The sequence below is a fragment of the Billgrantia campisalis genome (assembly GCF_022341425.1).
Taxonomy (GTDB): Bacteria; Pseudomonadota; Gammaproteobacteria; order Pseudomonadales; family Halomonadaceae; genus Halomonas; species Halomonas campisalis.
Map to the genome: position 1 here is coordinate 119,737 of NZ_JABFUC010000012.1, position 14,943 is coordinate 134,679.

Consider the following 14,943-nt stretch of genomic DNA (forward strand, 5'->3'; position numbering starts at 1 on the left):
GAACCCTCGACTCGCTCCTTATTCCTTCGATCAATACTGCCTCGAACCTCGAACCTCGAACCTCGAACCTCGAACCTCGAACCTCGAACCTCGAACCTCGAACCTCGAACCTCGAACCTCGAACCCCGAACCTCGAACCTACTCCTCGTCCAGCTCCTCCGCCGCGTCGGCGTGGGACATGCGCAGGCCGTGGGGCGGTAGCGGCATGCCGTCGAAGGTGGCGCCTTCGGCCTCGAGCTTCAGGCGCCCCTCAAGGAACCACTTCACCGCGATGGGATAGATCAGGTGCTCGCGGGCGTGCACCTTCGCCTTGAGGCTCTCCTCGGTTTCGTCGGCAGCGACGGCCACTTCGGCCTGCACCACCACCGGGCCCCCGTCGAGCTCCTCGGTGACGAAGTGCACGCTGCAGCCGTGCTCGGCCACGCCGTCGGCCAGCGCCCGGGCATGGGTATTGAGCCCCTGGTAGGCGGGCAGCAGCGAGGGGTGGATATTGAGCATCCGCCCGAAGTAGCGCTGCACGAAGCGCGGCGTGAGAATCCGCATGAAACCGGCCAGCACGATCAGGTCCGGCTCATGGCGTTCGATCACCTTGATCAGGGCGCCGTCGTAGGCGTCTCGGCTCTCGTACTCGCGATGGGGCAGGACCACGGCGTCGATGCCCGCGTCCCGGGCACGCTGCAGGCCGTAAGCTTCCGGCTCGTTGGAGATCACCGCGACGATCTCGCCACCCAGTCGATCATGGGTCTGTTCGTCGATCAGCGCCTGGAGGTTGCTGCCGCTGCCCGAGATGAGCACCACCACCCGACGCACCTCGCTGGGTTCCGGGGTGATATCGCGCAGGGTGTCGCTCTGATAGTCGGTGTCGGTCATGGCTTGAGGTTCTCCAGCCGGACCGGCTCCTCGTCGGCCTGCCGCGCCACGATCTCGCCGATACGGTGGACCGTTTCGCCCTGGGCCTGGAGATGGGCGCGGGCCTGGTCGGCCTGCTCGGCGGCCACCACCACCACCATGCCGATGCCGCAGTTGAGCACGCGATGCATCTCGTGTTCGTCGACGTTGCCCTGTGCCTGGAGCCAGTCGAACACCGCCGGCCGGGTCCAACTGGCCACGTCGATGCGCGCGCCGAGGGTGTCGGGCAGCACCCGGGGGATGTTCTCCAGCAGGCCGCCGCCGGTGATATGCGACAGCGCATGCACCTCGACGCCGCTCTCCTTGATCAGCGACAGCAGCGGCTTGACGTAGATGCGGGTGGGGGCGAGCAGGGCATCGCCCAGCGCCCGGCCGTCCAGGGCGGTATCCAGCGAGGCGCCGCTGACCTCGAGAATCTTGCGGATCAGCGAGTAGCCGTTGGAGTGGGGGCCGGAGGAGGCGATGCCCAGCAGCACGTCGCCCTCGGCCACCTTGCTGCCGTCGAGGATCTCGGATTTCTCCACCACGCCCACGCAGAAGCCGGCCAGATCGTAGTCGCTGCCCTCGTACATGCCCGGCATCTCGGCGGTCTCGCCGCCGACCAAGGCGCAGCCCGCCTGCTCGCAGCCCTCGCCGATACCGGTGACCACGTCGGCGGCGATGTCCACATCGAGCTTGCCCGTGGCATAGTAGTCGAGGAACAGCAGCGGCTCGGCGCCGGCCACCACCAGGTCGTTGACGCACATGGCCACCAGGTCGATGCCGATGGTGTCGTGCTTGCCGAGATCCATGGCCAGGCGCAGCTTGGTGCCGACGCCGTCGGTGCCGGATACCAGGACCGGCTCGCGATAGCCGCTGGGCAGCTGGCACAGGGCGCCGAACCCGCCGAGACCGCCCATCACTTCCGGACGCGCGGTGCGCTTGGCGACGCCCTTGATACGATCGACCAGGGCATTGCCGGCATCGATGTCGACGCCGGCATCCTTGTAGTTGAGCGAAGCCTTGGGCGGCTGGGCGGAAGTGGAGTCGGTCATGGCCTGTCCTGTGTGTGAATCGCTGTCGATGCAACATCGGCACGGGCGCGGCTCGCCGCCTGCCGGCCGACGGTCGGTGGGGAAGATCGGGGCGGAATTGTAGCATCACGGCGCACGGCCCGCATCGCCGTGACGAGGTCAAGGAGAGGAGCAAGCGATGCGCAGAGAGTGGTGGGTTCTGATCGGGGCCGTGGTGCTGGTCTGGCTGCTGTTTCAGCTGGAAGCCATGCTGATGCCGTTCATTGCCGGCATGATTCTCGCCTACCTGGCCGACCCCTTGGCCAACCGCCTGCAGCGCCTGGGCCTGTCGCGCCCGCTGGCGGTGTGCGCGGTGTTTCTGGTGATGATTCTGCTGCTGGTGCTGTCGCTGCTGGTGCTGATCCCCCTGGCGGCGCAGCAGGTGCGTCAGTTCGCGCTGGTGGTGCCGGGTATCTTCGAGTGGGTCGAAAACGTGCTGGCCCCGCAGATCCAGGCCTGGACGGGGCTGGACGTGGCGGCTGATCTGGACAATCTCCGCGAGACCCTGTCCGAGCACTGGCAGGATGCCGGCGGCTATCTGGCCCAGTTCCTGGGGCAGGTGGGGCGTTCGGGCATGGCGCTGATCACCTGGGTCACCTACGTGGCGCTGATTCCGGTGGTCACTTTCTACCTGCTGCTCGACTGGGAGCGCTTCATCGCCAACCTGCGCAACATGCTGCCGCGCCAGTGGGAGCCGGACGCGGTGCGCGTGGTGGAGCGCTGCAACGAGGTGCTGTCGGCCTTCCTGCGCGGCCAGCTGCTGGTAATGCTGACGCTCGGTGCCATCTATGCCATCGGCCTGACCCTGATGGGGGTGCGCTTTGGCCTGCTGATTGGCATCATCTCGGGGCTGGCGAGTATCGTGCCCTTCCTCGGGTTTATCGTCGGCATCAGCGTGGCGCTGATCGTGGCGTTTTTCCAGTTTGGCAGCTGGCTGGCGCTGCTCGGAGTCGTCGTGGTGTTCACCGTCGGCCAGATCATCGAAAGCACCCTGTTGCAGCCCAAGCTGCTGGGCAACCGAATCGGGCTGCATCCGGTGGCCGTCATCTTCGCCGTGCTGGCCGGAGGCAACCTGTTTGGCTTCACCGGGGTGCTGCTGGCGCTGCCGGCGGCGGCCGTGATCATGGTACTCTTGCGGGAACTCAAGGACCGCTACAAGCGCAGCAGCTTGTACGATGCCGGCCTACGCAAAAGACACGACGAGGATTCTCCATGAGCCGTGCACCGGCGCAGCTGCCGTTGGGAGTGGGGCTGCGCGATGATGCCACTTTCGCCAGCTTCCTGCCGGGGAGCAATGCCGGTCTCGTGGACCGGCTGACTCACCAGCTCGACGCAGCGGGGGAGCCCTTTGTGTATCTATGGGGGGCGTCGGGTACCGGTCGCACGCACCTGCTGCAGGCGGCCTGTCACGCGGCTTCCGACCGCGACCTGCGCGCCCTTTACCTGCCGCTCAACGAGCTGGGGCACTTTCCGCCGCTGATGCTCGAGGAAGCGGAGCGGCTCGACCTGGTGGCCATCGACGATGTCGACGTGGTGGTGGGGCGGCGACGCTGGGAGGAGGGCCTCTTCCACGCCTTCAACCGGCTCCGCGATGCCGGCAGGCGGCTGATCATGGCGGCCGATACCTCGCCCCGCCAGCTGCCGGTGAAGCTACCCGACCTGGCCTCGCGCCTGACCTGGGGAGTGACTTTCCATCTTCAGGGGCTCGACGACGCGCAGCGGCTTCAGGCACTGCAGCTGCGTGCCCGGGTGCGCGGCATGCAGCTGCCCGACGAGGTGGCCCGCTATATCCTGCACCGGGGCCCGCGTGGGCTCGGTGCGCTGTGCGAGGCGCTCGAGACCCTGGACCGCGCCTCGCTGTCCGCCCAGCGCAAGCTGACCATCCCCTTCGTCAAGCAGGCGCTGGGCTGGTAGGGCGAGCTGGGGAGCCGCCGTGCCTCGTGCTCAGCGCTGACACAGCTGTTCGGTGCGGTACTTGAAGGAGTTGAGCACGTCTTCCTGGGCGAAGCCGTTGTCCACCAGGGTCTGTTCCCAGGCGCGGGTTGGCTTGAAGGCCAGAAGTGCCTCGTTGACCGCATCGCGAAGCGCTTCGGATTCGGGGCCGAAGGCGAAGCCGCCCCAGCTGCGCACCTCCTCGCCGTCGAGGATCGGGTCGATGAAATCCATGGCCGCCTCCACCTCCTGGCTCTGCTGGTCCAGGGCGGTCACCGTCAGGCCGGTGGCCGCATAGGCGTCGGCAGCGCCGTTAAGGATGGCGTCGATGGCCTGCTCGTTGCGCTCGATGGTGACGATTTTCTCCTCCGCCACGCCGAGCGCCTTCAGGGTATCGGCTTGATCGGCGCCCGCCATGACCGCGACCCGAAAGTCGTTGCGCTTGGCGAAGTCCTCATAGGCCTGCAGTTCGAGGGGGTTGCCGGCCCGCACCAGCAGCCCCTCACCGTAGGTGGTGTTGGGTTCGGAGTAGAGGATCAGCTCGCAGCGGTGGGGCAGGATGGCCATTTCGGCGGCAGCCATGTCGAAGCGCCCTTCGCGCAGGCCCGGGATGAGGTCGCTGAAATCGGTGACGATCCACTCGATGTCATCGACGCCGATTGCCTCCATGAGGTGCAGGGCCACCTCCGGACCGGCACCGCGAGGCTCACCGTCACTGTCCAGGTAGCCGTAGGGCACTTCGTTGGCCACGGCGATCCGGATGCCGTTCTCGCGTATCTCGTCCAGGCTGGCGGCGCTTGCCGGCACCAGGCCGATCATAAGCGTCCCGATGGCCAGCCGTATCGGCCAGCCGGCACTGTTGACGTGACTCATCTCCGCCCCTCCGGTGTGTCGGGTTGCATGGCCCGGTGGCGCTTGGGCCCGGGCCTTTGGCCACAACATAGGCGACACGCCGGTGGACCGCCAGCCGGGGCCTCAGCGGGTGAGGTTGACCTGCAGCGACCGGCCGTTGCTCAGGGTGACCTGGCGGATGATGATCTGTCGCTGACCGCTTGCCGGGTCGACCATGCTGCCCGAGACATAGAATTCGCCGGGGGGCAGGCCGTTCAGGGTGAAGTTGCCGTTGCCGTCGGTGCGGGTGGTGTGGGTATATTCCCGGGCCCGGGGGTCCGCCGGCTCCACGGCGCGCCCGGCCAGGGCGTTTTCCGCGGCCTCGGCGGAATAGGTGGTGACCGGGGCCACCGAGACGGTTTCGCCGGCGGCGGCCACGCCGTTCAGGGCCAGGCGGCCGCTTACCGTGGCGTTGCCGGTTCTGGGCAGCGCCGCATACTCCGCCTCGGGAAAGCTGACCTGTCGGGCGACCCGACCGGGGGAGGGCGCGGTGGGGGCATCCCGCTCGATCTCCGGCGCCGGCTGGGTGCCGATATCGATGACTTCGATGCGCTCGGGAGGCAGGACAGGGCGGGGCTCCATCATCTGACAGCCCGTGAGGGCCAGGCCAAGCAAGGCCACCGGTATCCAGGCTTTCATGGTATCGCGTCCTCGTGTTTGGGCCCCGTGCAATCGCAGCATATACGATCCGCCAGGACCCGCAACAGGCCGAGTGGCCGGCCCAACGCAAGAAACCCGCCGACCGGCGGGTTTCTTGCGTTGGGCCTGCGATGCCGGCGAGTGGCCGGCCAGCGGGCTTACTTGGCGGTCTTGGTGGCCGCTTCCTGCGCCTGCTTGACGTTGGACTCGGCCAGCTTCTGGCTCTGCTGGACGAAGTCCTGCTGCAGGGAGACGACCTTCTCGGCGTCGCCCTTCAGGCGCTCGGTTAGCTCCTTGGCGACGTTCTGCTGGCCTTCCAGGTAGCTGCGCAGGCCTTCGGCATCCTTGACGTTGAGCAGGTTGCGCACCTGAGCCAGGCCAGTGTCGGTGTAGGCCTTGGTGGCGTCGAGCTGGGCATTGACCAGCTTCTCGGTGAAGTCGACGCTCAGGGCGGCATAGGCGCGGGCCGGAGCGAAGAAGATCGACTCGAACTGCTTGGTGTCGAACTGCTTGGGATCGATGTTGAACTGGCTGATCATGATGAAACCTCCGGGGCTCATTGGGTGACGTCGAGCGGGAGACCCCGCTCTGATGCAGTGCACAATATCAAAGTGAATTTTGCGGTGCAACATAGTTTTGCCATTAGCCCGAAGCTGCACGGAGAAGAGAGGGGAGGCGCCCGTCTGGGTCCGGCCCTGCCGCCGTTGGCAGCAGGCGGCAGGCCGGTAATAGTCGCTATGTAGAACGAGCGGTGTGAACCATGCTTGCATGGGGCGCGTGGCGCAACCAAGGTAAGGTAAGTCATCGATACCGACCAAGGAGGTCACCATGAGCGAGCATCGCATCGAGCGCGACAGCATGGGGGAGCTCAGGGTCCCCAAGGGTGCCCTCTATGGCGCCCAGACCCAGCGCGCCGTGAACAACTTCCCGGTATCCGGTCAGTCCATGCCCGTGGCCTTTATCCACGCCATCGCGCGGATCAAGCTGGCCGCGGCGCGGGTCAATCACGACCTGGGGCTGCTCGACGCCGAGCGGGCCGAGGCCATCGTCGCCGCGGCCCAGGCGATCATCGAGGGCCGCCACGATGACCAGTTTCCCGTGGACGTGTTCCAGACCGGTTCGGGGACCTCGAGCAATATGAACGTCAACGAGGTGATCGCCCACCTGGCCAGCGCCGACGGCGTGGCGGTGGGGCCCAACGATCATGTCAACATGGGGCAGTCGAGCAACGACGTGATCCCCACCGCCATCCACCTCTCGGCGGCGCTGGAGGTCACCGCGCGGCTGCGCCCGGCGCTGCTGCACCTGCGCGACACCATCGATGCCCGCGCCGATGAGCTGGACGGGGTGGTCAAGACCGGCCGGACCCACCTGATGGATGCCATGCCGCTGCGGCTCAGCCAGGAGCTCGGCGGCTGGTCGAGCCAGGTGGGGCAGGCCGTGGAGCGCCTCGATGGGGCCATGCTGCGCCTGACGCGGCTCGCCCAGGGCGGCACCGCGGTCGGCACCGGTATCAACGCCCATCCCGAGTTCGCCGCGCGTATGGCCCGGGAGCTGGGCGAGCAGACCGGGCTTTCGCTGTCGCCCAACGACAGCTTCTTCGCCAGCCTGGCCTCCCAGGACGCCGCCGTGGAGCTCTCCGGCCAGCTGCGCGGCCTGGCCTGCGTGGTGATGAAGATCGCCAACGATCTGCGCTGGATGAATTCCGGGCCGCTGGCGGGGCTGGGTGAGATCGAGCTGGAGGCGCTGCAGCCGGGCAGCTCCATCATGCCGGGCAAGGTCAATCCGGTGATCCCCGAATCGGCGGCCCAGGCGGCGGCCCAGGTCATCGGCCTGGATGCGGCGGTCACGGTGGCCGGCCAGAGCGGCAACTTCCAGCTCAACGTCATGCTGCCGCTGATCGCCCACAACCTGCTGACCTCGATCACCCTGATGAGCAATACCGCCCAGCTGCTGGCCGACCGGGCGATCGCCGGTTTCCGGGTCCGTGAGGACAACCTCTCGGCTCCGCTGGCGCGCAACCCCATCCTGGTCACCGCCCTGAACGGGGTGATCGGCTATGACGCTGCGGCGGCGATCGCCAAGCAGGCTTACCAGGCCGGGCGCCCGATCATCGAGGTGGCCGAGGAGCAGACCGAGCTGAGCCGCGAGGAGCTGGAGCGCCTGCTCGACCCCGCCCGGCTGACCCACGGCGGGATTCCGGAGTAGCCGGCCAGCCAGGCCGGGCCTCTCAGGCGGCCGCCAGCGCCCGGCGCCGCGCCGCCATGTAGTGCGAGAGGCGCTCGCTTTGCTGGGCGTCCAGTCGCAGTCCCAGCTTGGTGCGACGCCACAGGATGTCGTCGGCGCTCACCGCCCACTCCTGGTCGATCAGATAGTCGACCTCGGCGGCGCTCAGCCCGGCGCCGAAGTCCTCGCCGAGATCCGCGTCTTGCCCGCTATCCCCCAGGAAGTGCAGGCACAGGGTGCCGTAGCTGCGGGCGAAGCGGCGCGCCCGCGCGGCGCCGAGCCAGGGGTAGTCGGCCAGCAGGCGGGCGGTGAAGGCCGCCTGGCTGCCGATATCGCCGCCCGGCAGCCGCGCCTTGGCCGTCCAGGCGGGGCCCATGGCGGGCAGGTAGGGGGCCAGCCGCCCCAGGGCGGCCTCGGCCAGCTTGCGGTAGGTGGTGAGCTTGCCGCCGAATACCGAGAGCAGCGGGGCGCCGTGGCAGTCCAGGTCGAGGGTGTAGTCGCGGGTCATCGCCGCAGGCTCCGACGACTCGTCGTCGCATAGCGGCCTGACGCCAGAAAAGGTGGTGACGATATCGTCGCGGCTCAGCTGGCGGCGGAAGTGCTGGTTGACGACCCCGAGCAGGTAATCCACCTCGGCGTCGCTGGCGGTGGCGCGCGCCGGGTCGCCGGAGTAGCGCCGGTCGGTGGTGCCCACCAGGCTGAAATCCTCCTCGTAGGGCAGCACGAAGACGATGCGGCGGTCGCTGTTCTGCAGGATATAGGCGCGCTCGTCGGCGTTGAGGCGGGGGACCACCAGGTGGCTGCCCTGGATCATGCGAATCGCATAGCGTGAGTCGCGCCCGGCCTGCTCGCGCACGATGCGCTCCACCCAGGGGCCGGCGGCGTTGACCAGCGCCCTGGCGCGTCGCTGGAAGCGCACGCCGCGCTGGGTGTCCTCGAGTTCGAGGCACCAGTGGCCCTGCTCTTCACGGGCGGCAATGCAGCGCGTGCGGACCAGGACCTCGGCACCCTGTTGGCGCGCCTGAAGGGCATTGAGCAGCACCAGGCGGGCATCGTCCACCCAGCAGTCGGAATATTCGAAACCGCGCACGATGTCGGGCTTGAGCGGCGCATCGGGGCCGAAACGCAGGCTCCGCGAGCCGGGCAGGCGCCTGCGTCGTCCCAGATGATCGTAAAGGAATAGCCCGGCACGAACCATCCAGGCCGGACGCAGGTCGGCGCGGTGCGGCAGGATGAAGCGCAGCGGCCAGATGATATGGGGCGCCTTGTCGAGCAGGCGCTCCCGCTCCCGCAAGGCTTCGCCTACCAGGCGGAACTCCCGGTGCTCCAGGTAGCGCAGCCCCCCGTGAATCAGCTTGCTGCTCGCCGATGAGGTGGCGCTCGCCAGGTCGGCCTGCTCGCACAGGGCCACGCTGAGGCCGCGCCCGGCCGCATCGTTGGCGATGCCGGTGCCGTTGATGCCGCCGCCGATGACGAAGAGGTCGAGCAGGTCGGGAGGGGGATCGGCCATGGTGAGGCTCCGGTCGACTGGGGTGCGCGTGACCCATGTCGATCATGGGATGTTTGAAATCGAAAATAGAACAATCGGAATCGAACATCAAGCGCCATCACTGAGGTGCCCGCCGCTGCGGGCAATGTGGCCGAGCCGGTGGGTGCGGGATCAGGCGATATGCAGGGCGACGTCGTGGGCCCGCAGCAGTCGGGCGATGGCCTCGGGGGGCTCGCGGTCGGTGAACAGGGCGTTCAGCTGGGCAATGTTGCCCTGGCGCACCACCGGGTTGCGATGGAACTTGGAGTGGTCGGCGGCCAGGAACACCTGGCGTGAGTTGCGGATGATGGCCTGGGCCACGCGCACTTCCTGATAGTCGAACTCGAGCAGCGAGCCGTCCTCGTCGATCCCGCTGATGCCGATGATGCCGTAGTCCACCTTGAACTGATTGATGAAGTCGATGGTGGCCTCGCCGATGATGCCGCCGTCCCGAGAGCGCACCTGGCCGCCGGCGATGATCACGTTGAAGTCCTCCTTGTGCTGGAGGATTGCGGCCACGTTGAGGTTGTTGGTGATCACCTCAAGCCCTTCGTGCTCCAGCAGGGCCTCTGCCACCACCTCGTTGCTGGTGCCGATGTTGATGAACAGGGAGGAATGATCGGGAATCTGCGCGGAGAGCAGGGCGGCGATGCGACGCTTGGCCTCCAGGTTCAGGTTCTTGCGGGTGCTGTAGGCGGTGTTGACGGTGCTGGATTCGAGACCGGCGCCGCCGTGGACGCGCCGGATCAGCCCCTCGCCGGCAAGGGCGTTGAGGTCGCGGCGAATCGTCTGGGGGGTGACGGCAAAATGTTCGGTAAGCTGTTCGATGCTGGCATAGCCCTGGCGGCGAACCAGGTCGACGATGGCATCCTGACGTAGTTGCTGATTCATGGCGGCTCCCTGTAGATCGCCCCATTGTAGGCTATCGTCGCTGCCCTCGGCAGGCATGCGAATGTCGAAAGGCTATCAATGTCGTGACAGGGTGCGCAGAAGCGAACATCACATTCGTGGGTGCCGCGAGGCGCTGCGGCGTTGCCGTGAACCGGCAGGCAACTGCCTGATCCACAAGATGTTATATCGGGCTTGCATTCGTCCGGCGAATGGGTAGAATACGCATCCGTTGCCGCAGCGAGCCGGCTTGGTCGGGAACCGAGTTTCCTTCCTGGCAAGCTGCAGGGTAAGAAGCGCACAGCAGGACCATAGCTCAGTTGGTTAGAGCGCCACGTTGACATCGTGGAGGTCGGCGGTTCAAATCCGCCTGGTCCTACCAGCCTCTCTGCTCGCATCGATCCCTTCAGGACCATAGCTCAGTTGGTTAGAGCGCCACGTTGACATCGTGGAGGTCGGCGGTTCAAATCCGCCTGGTCCTACCAGATTCCGAGACGCCCCCGCTGCTCCTGGCCGCGGGGGCGTTTTGCGTTGGCGCCACCGGCCCGGTCGGGCGGCCGGTCCGTGGCGGGTTTCAGGGCGTGCCCGAGAGGTCCGTGCCGGCCACGAAGACCGCAACCAGCGCTTCGATGCCCGTCTGGTCCGCGGCGCTGAAGCGGCCCTTTCGCGGGCTGTCCAGGTCCAGCACGCCCCACAGCCGCCCGTCGGCCACGATCGGGACCACCAGTTCGGCGCGGGAGTCGGCATCGCAGGCGATATGGTCGGCGACGGCGTGGACGTCGTCGATGCGCTGAGTCTGCCGGCTGCGTGCGGCCGCGCCGCACACTCCCTTGCTGAAGGGGATCGGATGGCAGGCGGGCTTGCCCTGGAAGGGGCCGAGCGACAGCAGCTCGGGTTCGCGCTGCAGGTAGAAGCCCGCCCAGTTCAGGTCGGGGATCTCCTGCATCACGAAGGCGCAGGTCTGGGCGCTGTTGGTCAGCCAGTCGCGGCTGTCGAGCAGGGCCTCGAGCTGGCGGGCGAGCAGCGCGTAGTTCGGTGTCATGGTGGCTCCTCGACGATAGGAGCCGGCGCAGTGGCCGGCCCCAAACCTTATACAGAATCAGATAGGGAAATATCGATATTCGTCACGAGCGCAGTCGAATATCCCTTATTCCCAGCCGGGTACCGCGCCACCATCAAACAGCTCCAACGCCTTGGCGGCCACCTCCTCGCTCTGGTAGGCCGAGACCAGCTGCTGGATCGCTTCGCGCTCCTCGTCACCGGCGCGCACCGCGATCAGGTTGACGTAGGGCGATTCCGGCCCTTCCTTGATCAGGGCGTCGTCGAGGCTCAGGCCGGCGGGCTGGGCGAAGGTGTTGTTGATGAAGGCCAGGTCCACGTCGGGCAGCACCCGGGGCAGCTGGGCGGCCTCGATCTCACGGAAGCGGAAGCCGTGAGGGTTGTCGATCACGTTGACCGGCGTCGCCTCTAGGTTGTCCGGGTCGTCCAGGGTGATCAGGCCGTGGTGGTGCATCAGCAGCAGGGAGCGGCCGCCGTTGGTGGGGTCGTTGGGCAGGGCGACGATGGCGCGCTCGGGCAGCTCATCCATGCTGGCGTGCTTTTCCGAGTAGGCGCCGATGGGATAGACGAAGGTGTAGCCGGCCACGACCAGGTCATAGCCGCGATCCTCCACCATGCTGCGCAGGTAGGGCTCGTGCTGGAAGGCGTTGGCATCCAGGCTGCCGTCGGCCAATGCCGCATTGGGTGAGACGTAGTCGGTGAACTCGATGATCTCGACATCGAGATCGTAGCGCTCCTTGGCCAGCTGCACGGCGACCTCCATCACCTCGGATTCGGGGCCGGACATGGTGCCGACCTTGATGGCGCGGGTGTCATCGGCGCTGTCGTTGCCGCAGCCGGCCAGCAGTACGCTACCGGCCAGGGTGGCGGCGCCGAGCAGTCGGGTCAGGGTAGAGGGCATCGGTGTGTCTCCTTTGTCGTGTGCCGCCGTCGGCGGCGTGTCCGCGGTTCTGTCTCCGCTTGTCGTTGGGGGCAAGCGCTACTTTCTGTCGCTCTTGCGCACCAGGTAATCGCCCAGGCTCTGGAAGCCCTGCACCATCACCACCAGGATCGCTACCGTGATCAGCATGACCGTGGGGTTGAAGCGGTTGTAGCCGTAGCGGATGCCCAGGTCGCCCAGGCCGCCGCCGCCCACGGCGCCGGCCATGGCCGAGTAGCTGACCAGGGTGACCACGGTGATGGTCAGGCCGGTGATGATGCCGCCGCGGGCCTCCGGCAGCAGCACCTTGCCAATGATCTGCCAGGGCGTGGCGCCCATGGATTGAGCGGCTTCGACCAGTCCCGGGGATATCTCGTTGAGGGCGCCCTCCACCAGGCGCGCAACGAAGGGGATGGCGGCAATGGTCAGGGGGACCACGGCGGCGTTGGTGCCGATCGAGGTGCCGACCAGCATTCGCGTGAAGGGAATGATCGCCACCATCAGGATGATGAAGGGAATCGAGCGGCCGATATTGGTGGCGATGCCCAGCACCCGATTGAGGTGGGGGTGCGCCATGATCTGCCCCGGGCGCGTCACATACAGCAGAACGCCGAGCGGCACGCCGAGCAGGGCGGCCACCACCCCGGAGACCGCCACCATATAGAGGGTGTCGAGGGTGGCGCGTAGAATCAGCTCAATCATCGCGCTGGACATGGCCGAGCACCTCCACGTGTAGGTCATGGGATTCGAGATAGTCGATGGCCTGGCGGGTCTTGTCGGCCGGCCCCAGCAGCTCGGCGATCATCAGCCCCAGGGTGCGCTCCTGGATCGACTCCACCTTGGCCTGCAGGATGCTGACGTCCACCCCGCACTCCCGGGCCAGGCGTGAGATCAGTGGCGTCGCCACGGCATCGCCGGAGAAGGCCAGGCGTACCACCGGGTGGGTGCGGGCGCCGGGGGTTTCCTCGAGGCGCTCGATCAGCGCCTTGGGCGGTTCCAGCTGCAGGAAGTCGTTGAGAAACTCGCGGCCGAGCCGAGTGCGCGGGGCGGTGAAGAAGTCGCCCACCTCGGCCTCTTCGACCAGTTCGCCGTCGGAGATCAGGCTGACCCGGTGGCAGATCGACTTCACCACCTCCATTTCATGGGTAATCAGCAGGATGGTCAGGCCGAGTCGCTGATTGATGTCGCGCAGCAGCGCCAGGATCGAGCCGGTGGTCTGGGGGTCAAGGGCCGAGGTGGCCTCGTCGCAGAGCAGCACCTTGGGCTCGCTGGCCAGCGCCCGGGCGATCGCCACGCGCTGTTTCTGGCCGCCCGAGAGCTTGGCCGGGTATTGGTGCGCCTTGTCGTCCAGGCCCACCAGCTCCAGCAGCGGCAGCACCCGCTCGCGGATGGCGGCGCGCTTCATGCCCATCAGCTCCAGCGGCAGGGCCACGTTGTCGAAGACGTTGCGGGTGGTCAGCAGGTTGAAGTGCTGGAAGATCATGCCGATGCGGTGGCGGGCCTGGTTCAGCGCCGCGGCCGACAGACGGGTCATCTCCTGGCCGTCGACGCACACGCTGCCACCGCTGGGGCGCTCGAGCAGATTGACGCAGCGTATCAGCGTCGACTTGCCGGCGCCCGACAGGCCGATCACGCCGTGGATGCTGCCCTGGGGAACATGCAGGTCAACGTTGCTGAGGGCGACCACGGCGGCCGGGTCGCTGTCCGCGCCGGCCCTCCGTCGCCCCTTGGGGTAGTAGGTCTTGGAGACGTTGCGTAGTGTGATCATCTTGGCTTCCGCTCGCCGGGGCCGTGTGGACGCGGGGCGCGGCAGCGGGCAGCAAAAAAAAAGGCCACCCTGACGGGTGGCCATCAACGCTGGACACACCCTTTTAGCTGCACTTCACGCCGAGAAGCTCTCGACGTGGGCGCCCGCAATCCGGGTACAAATCGGCGCCTTGAATGTTGGCGGTGATAGTACGACCAAAGACGAAGGCTGTCAATTCGTGCGGTGTATGTTTCGGGTGATATGGCGTTTGAGTAGAAAAATACTCTGGGTAAGCGCTGAAGTGTCTTTCGATCATCTTGTGAGTTCCGAGGGGGTGGCGCGCGAATGGACGCCGTGCCGGTGAGTTCCTACACTGCTTCTCTTTCGGTCCATCCACCTTCAGTTCATCCACCCGCCACGGCGGGAGCAGCGTGAGGAGCGCCCATGTTCACAGGCATCGTTCAGGGAACGGCAGAAATCGTCGCCATCGAGGAGGCCGAGGCGTTTCGTACTCACGTCGTGGCGCTGCCCGAGGCACTGCGCCGAGGGCTTGAGCTCGGCGCCTCGGTGGCCCACAACGGCGTCTGCCTGACGGTGACCGCCATCGACGGTGAGCGGGTCAGCTTCGACCTGATGCGCGAGACCCTGGCGGTGACCAACCTTGGGGCGCTCGAGGTGGGGGATCGTGTCAATATCGAGCGGGCGGCGCGCTTCGGCGATGAGATCGGCGGCCATGCCATGTCCGGCCACGTGATGGCCATGGCCGAGCTGGTGGAGCTGGACGAGACGCCCAACAATCGCCGGCTGTGGTTCCAGGTGCCCCAGGCGCTGGTACGTTTCCTATTCGACAAGGGCTATGTGGGGGTCGACGGCATCAGCCTGACCATCGGCGAGGTGCGCCACGTCGCCGGGCAGGGCCCGCGGTTCTGCGTCAATCTGATCCCCGAGACCCTGGCGCGCACCACCCTGGTGGACCGGGTGCCCGGCGACCGGGTCAATATCGAGGTCGACCCCCAGACCCAGGCCATCGTCGAGACCGTCGAACGGGTGCTGGCGGCGCGCGGCGTGTGAGCGGCGTGTGAGCGGCGCGCTGTTTTGACCGTTTCGTCAAGCCTGCGTTGGTAGCCGGGCTGGCGCTTGGCCCGCGGTTTGC

At 66.9% G+C, this 14,943-nt stretch carries 15 protein-coding genes and 2 tRNA genes; 6 read left to right on the forward strand and 11 right to left on the reverse strand.

Going from position 1 to position 14,943, the window contains the following annotated elements:
* Positions 1-138: 138 nt before the first annotated feature.
* On the reverse strand, positions 139-870 hold the full coding sequence (gene purN, locus HOP52_RS14780) for a phosphoribosylglycinamide formyltransferase (protein ID WP_238978166.1): 732 nt from the start codon (positions 868-870) through the stop codon (positions 139-141).
* A complete protein-coding gene (gene purM, locus HOP52_RS14785) occupies positions 867-1,943 on the reverse strand; it encodes a phosphoribosylformylglycinamidine cyclo-ligase (RefSeq protein ID WP_238978167.1) in 1,077 nt (358 codons plus the stop codon). The genes purN and purM overlap by 4 nt, the downstream gene beginning before the upstream one ends.
* A gap of 157 nt (positions 1,944-2,100) precedes the next feature.
* Between purM and HOP52_RS14790 the strand changes: the two genes are divergently transcribed.
* Positions 2,101-3,177 (forward strand): AI-2E family transporter, encoded by a 1,077-nt coding sequence (locus tag HOP52_RS14790; RefSeq protein ID WP_238978168.1) that lies wholly within the window; start codon positions 2,101-2,103, stop codon positions 3,175-3,177.
* Positions 3,174-3,875 carry a DnaA regulatory inactivator Hda gene (gene hda, locus HOP52_RS14795; protein WP_238978169.1) on the forward strand — a complete coding sequence of 234 codons (702 nt, stop codon included), beginning with the start codon at positions 3,174-3,176 and terminating at the stop codon, positions 3,873-3,875. Before HOP52_RS14790 ends, hda begins: the two co-directional genes overlap by 4 nt.
* Before the next feature lie 30 nt (positions 3,876-3,905).
* Here the strand turns inward: hda and ehuB are convergent, their stop codons facing one another.
* The 3 genes from ehuB to HOP52_RS14810 all read right to left on the reverse strand — a co-directional run bounded on the left by ehuB (position 3,906) and on the right by HOP52_RS14810 (position 5,962).
* Positions 3,906-4,766 (reverse strand): ectoine/hydroxyectoine ABC transporter substrate-binding protein EhuB, encoded by an 861-nt coding sequence (ehuB, locus tag HOP52_RS14800; protein ID WP_238978170.1) that lies wholly within the window; start codon positions 4,764-4,766, stop codon positions 3,906-3,908.
* Between the two features lie 102 nt (positions 4,767-4,868).
* On the reverse strand, positions 4,869-5,423 hold the full coding sequence (locus HOP52_RS14805) for a hypothetical protein (RefSeq protein WP_238978171.1): 555 nt from the start codon (positions 5,421-5,423) through the stop codon (positions 4,869-4,871).
* A 158-nt stretch (positions 5,424-5,581) separates the two neighbouring features.
* Positions 5,582-5,962, reverse strand: coding sequence for a phasin family protein (locus HOP52_RS14810; protein ID WP_238978172.1), 381 nt, complete (start codon positions 5,960-5,962; stop codon positions 5,582-5,584).
* Between the two features lie 289 nt (positions 5,963-6,251).
* Between HOP52_RS14810 and HOP52_RS14815 the strand changes: the two genes are divergently transcribed.
* Entirely contained in the window at positions 6,252-7,631 is a 1,380-nt protein-coding gene (locus tag HOP52_RS14815; RefSeq protein ID WP_238978173.1) for a class II fumarate hydratase, read from the forward strand.
* Positions 7,632-7,653: 22 nt separating this feature from the next.
* On the opposite strand, the gene glpD is transcribed toward HOP52_RS14815, so the two are convergent.
* Positions 7,654-9,159 (reverse strand): glycerol-3-phosphate dehydrogenase, encoded by a 1,506-nt coding sequence (glpD, locus tag HOP52_RS14820; protein ID WP_238978174.1) that lies wholly within the window; start codon positions 9,157-9,159, stop codon positions 7,654-7,656.
* Positions 9,160-9,309: 150 nt separating this feature from the next.
* The gene (locus HOP52_RS14825; RefSeq protein ID WP_238978175.1) at positions 9,310-10,068 is read right to left on the reverse strand and encodes a DeoR/GlpR family transcriptional regulator; all 759 of its coding nucleotides are present in this window, start codon (positions 10,066-10,068) and stop codon (positions 9,310-9,312) included.
* 302 nt (positions 10,069-10,370) lie between these two features.
* Here HOP52_RS14825 and HOP52_RS14830 point away from each other — a divergent pair.
* Positions 10,371-10,447, forward strand: a tRNA-Val gene (locus tag HOP52_RS14830).
* Between the two features lie 26 nt (positions 10,448-10,473).
* Positions 10,474-10,550 (forward strand) — tRNA-Val (locus HOP52_RS14835).
* Positions 10,551-10,639: 89 nt separating this feature from the next.
* On the opposite strand, the gene HOP52_RS14840 is transcribed toward HOP52_RS14835, so the two are convergent.
* The 4 genes from HOP52_RS14840 to HOP52_RS14855 form a co-directional block, all read right to left on the reverse strand.
* On the reverse strand, positions 10,640-11,107 hold the full coding sequence (locus HOP52_RS14840; RefSeq protein ID WP_238978176.1) for a GAF domain-containing protein: 468 nt from the start codon (positions 11,105-11,107) through the stop codon (positions 10,640-10,642).
* A 105-nt stretch (positions 11,108-11,212) separates the two neighbouring features.
* Positions 11,213-12,025 (reverse strand): MetQ/NlpA family ABC transporter substrate-binding protein, encoded by an 813-nt coding sequence (locus HOP52_RS14845; protein ID WP_238978177.1) that lies wholly within the window; start codon positions 12,023-12,025, stop codon positions 11,213-11,215.
* A 78-nt stretch (positions 12,026-12,103) separates the two neighbouring features.
* The gene (locus HOP52_RS14850; RefSeq protein ID WP_238978178.1) at positions 12,104-12,757 is read right to left on the reverse strand and encodes a methionine ABC transporter permease; all 654 of its coding nucleotides are present in this window, start codon (positions 12,755-12,757) and stop codon (positions 12,104-12,106) included.
* Positions 12,738-13,811: a methionine ABC transporter ATP-binding protein gene (locus HOP52_RS14855; RefSeq protein WP_238978179.1), complete on the reverse strand. Its 1,074-nt coding sequence runs from the start codon at positions 13,809-13,811 to the stop codon at positions 12,738-12,740. Before HOP52_RS14855 ends, HOP52_RS14850 begins: the two co-directional genes overlap by 20 nt.
* 423 nt (positions 13,812-14,234) lie before the next feature.
* Between HOP52_RS14855 and HOP52_RS14860 the strand changes: the two genes are divergently transcribed.
* Positions 14,235-14,861: a riboflavin synthase subunit alpha gene (locus HOP52_RS14860; protein WP_238978180.1), complete on the forward strand. Its 627-nt coding sequence runs from the start codon at positions 14,235-14,237 to the stop codon at positions 14,859-14,861.
* Positions 14,862-14,943: the final 82 nt, after the last annotated feature.

What these genes read in the sequence shown, in the direction of transcription:
- purN (WP_238978166.1), bottom strand. Translation starts at nt 870, where the DNA reads ATGACCGACACCGACTATCAGAGCGACACCCTGCGCGATATCACCCCG.
- purM (WP_238978167.1), bottom strand. Translation starts at nt 1,943, where the DNA reads ATGACCGACTCCACTTCCGCCCAGCCGCCCAAGGCTTCGCTCAACTAC.
- HOP52_RS14790 (WP_238978168.1), top strand. Translation starts at nt 2,101, where the DNA reads ATGCGCAGAGAGTGGTGGGTTCTGATCGGGGCCGTGGTGCTGGTCTGG.
- hda (WP_238978169.1), top strand. Translation starts at nt 3,174, where the DNA reads ATGAGCCGTGCACCGGCGCAGCTGCCGTTGGGAGTGGGGCTGCGCGAT.
- ehuB (WP_238978170.1), bottom strand. Translation starts at nt 4,766, where the DNA reads ATGAGTCACGTCAACAGTGCCGGCTGGCCGATACGGCTGGCCATCGGG.
- HOP52_RS14805 (WP_238978171.1), bottom strand. Translation starts at nt 5,423, where the DNA reads ATGAAAGCCTGGATACCGGTGGCCTTGCTTGGCCTGGCCCTCACGGGC.
- HOP52_RS14810 (WP_238978172.1), bottom strand. Translation starts at nt 5,962, where the DNA reads ATGATCAGCCAGTTCAACATCGATCCCAAGCAGTTCGACACCAAGCAG.
- HOP52_RS14815 (WP_238978173.1), top strand. Translation starts at nt 6,252, where the DNA reads ATGAGCGAGCATCGCATCGAGCGCGACAGCATGGGGGAGCTCAGGGTC.
- glpD (WP_238978174.1), bottom strand. Translation starts at nt 9,159, where the DNA reads ATGGCCGATCCCCCTCCCGACCTGCTCGACCTCTTCGTCATCGGCGGC.
- HOP52_RS14825 (WP_238978175.1), bottom strand. Translation starts at nt 10,068, where the DNA reads ATGAATCAGCAACTACGTCAGGATGCCATCGTCGACCTGGTTCGCCGC.
- HOP52_RS14840 (WP_238978176.1), bottom strand. Translation starts at nt 11,107, where the DNA reads ATGACACCGAACTACGCGCTGCTCGCCCGCCAGCTCGAGGCCCTGCTC.
- HOP52_RS14845 (WP_238978177.1), bottom strand. Translation starts at nt 12,025, where the DNA reads ATGCCCTCTACCCTGACCCGACTGCTCGGCGCCGCCACCCTGGCCGGT.
- HOP52_RS14850 (WP_238978178.1), bottom strand. Translation starts at nt 12,757, where the DNA reads ATGTCCAGCGCGATGATTGAGCTGATTCTACGCGCCACCCTCGACACC.
- HOP52_RS14855 (WP_238978179.1), bottom strand. Translation starts at nt 13,811, where the DNA reads ATGATCACACTACGCAACGTCTCCAAGACCTACTACCCCAAGGGGCGA.
- HOP52_RS14860 (WP_238978180.1), top strand. Translation starts at nt 14,235, where the DNA reads ATGTTCACAGGCATCGTTCAGGGAACGGCAGAAATCGTCGCCATCGAG.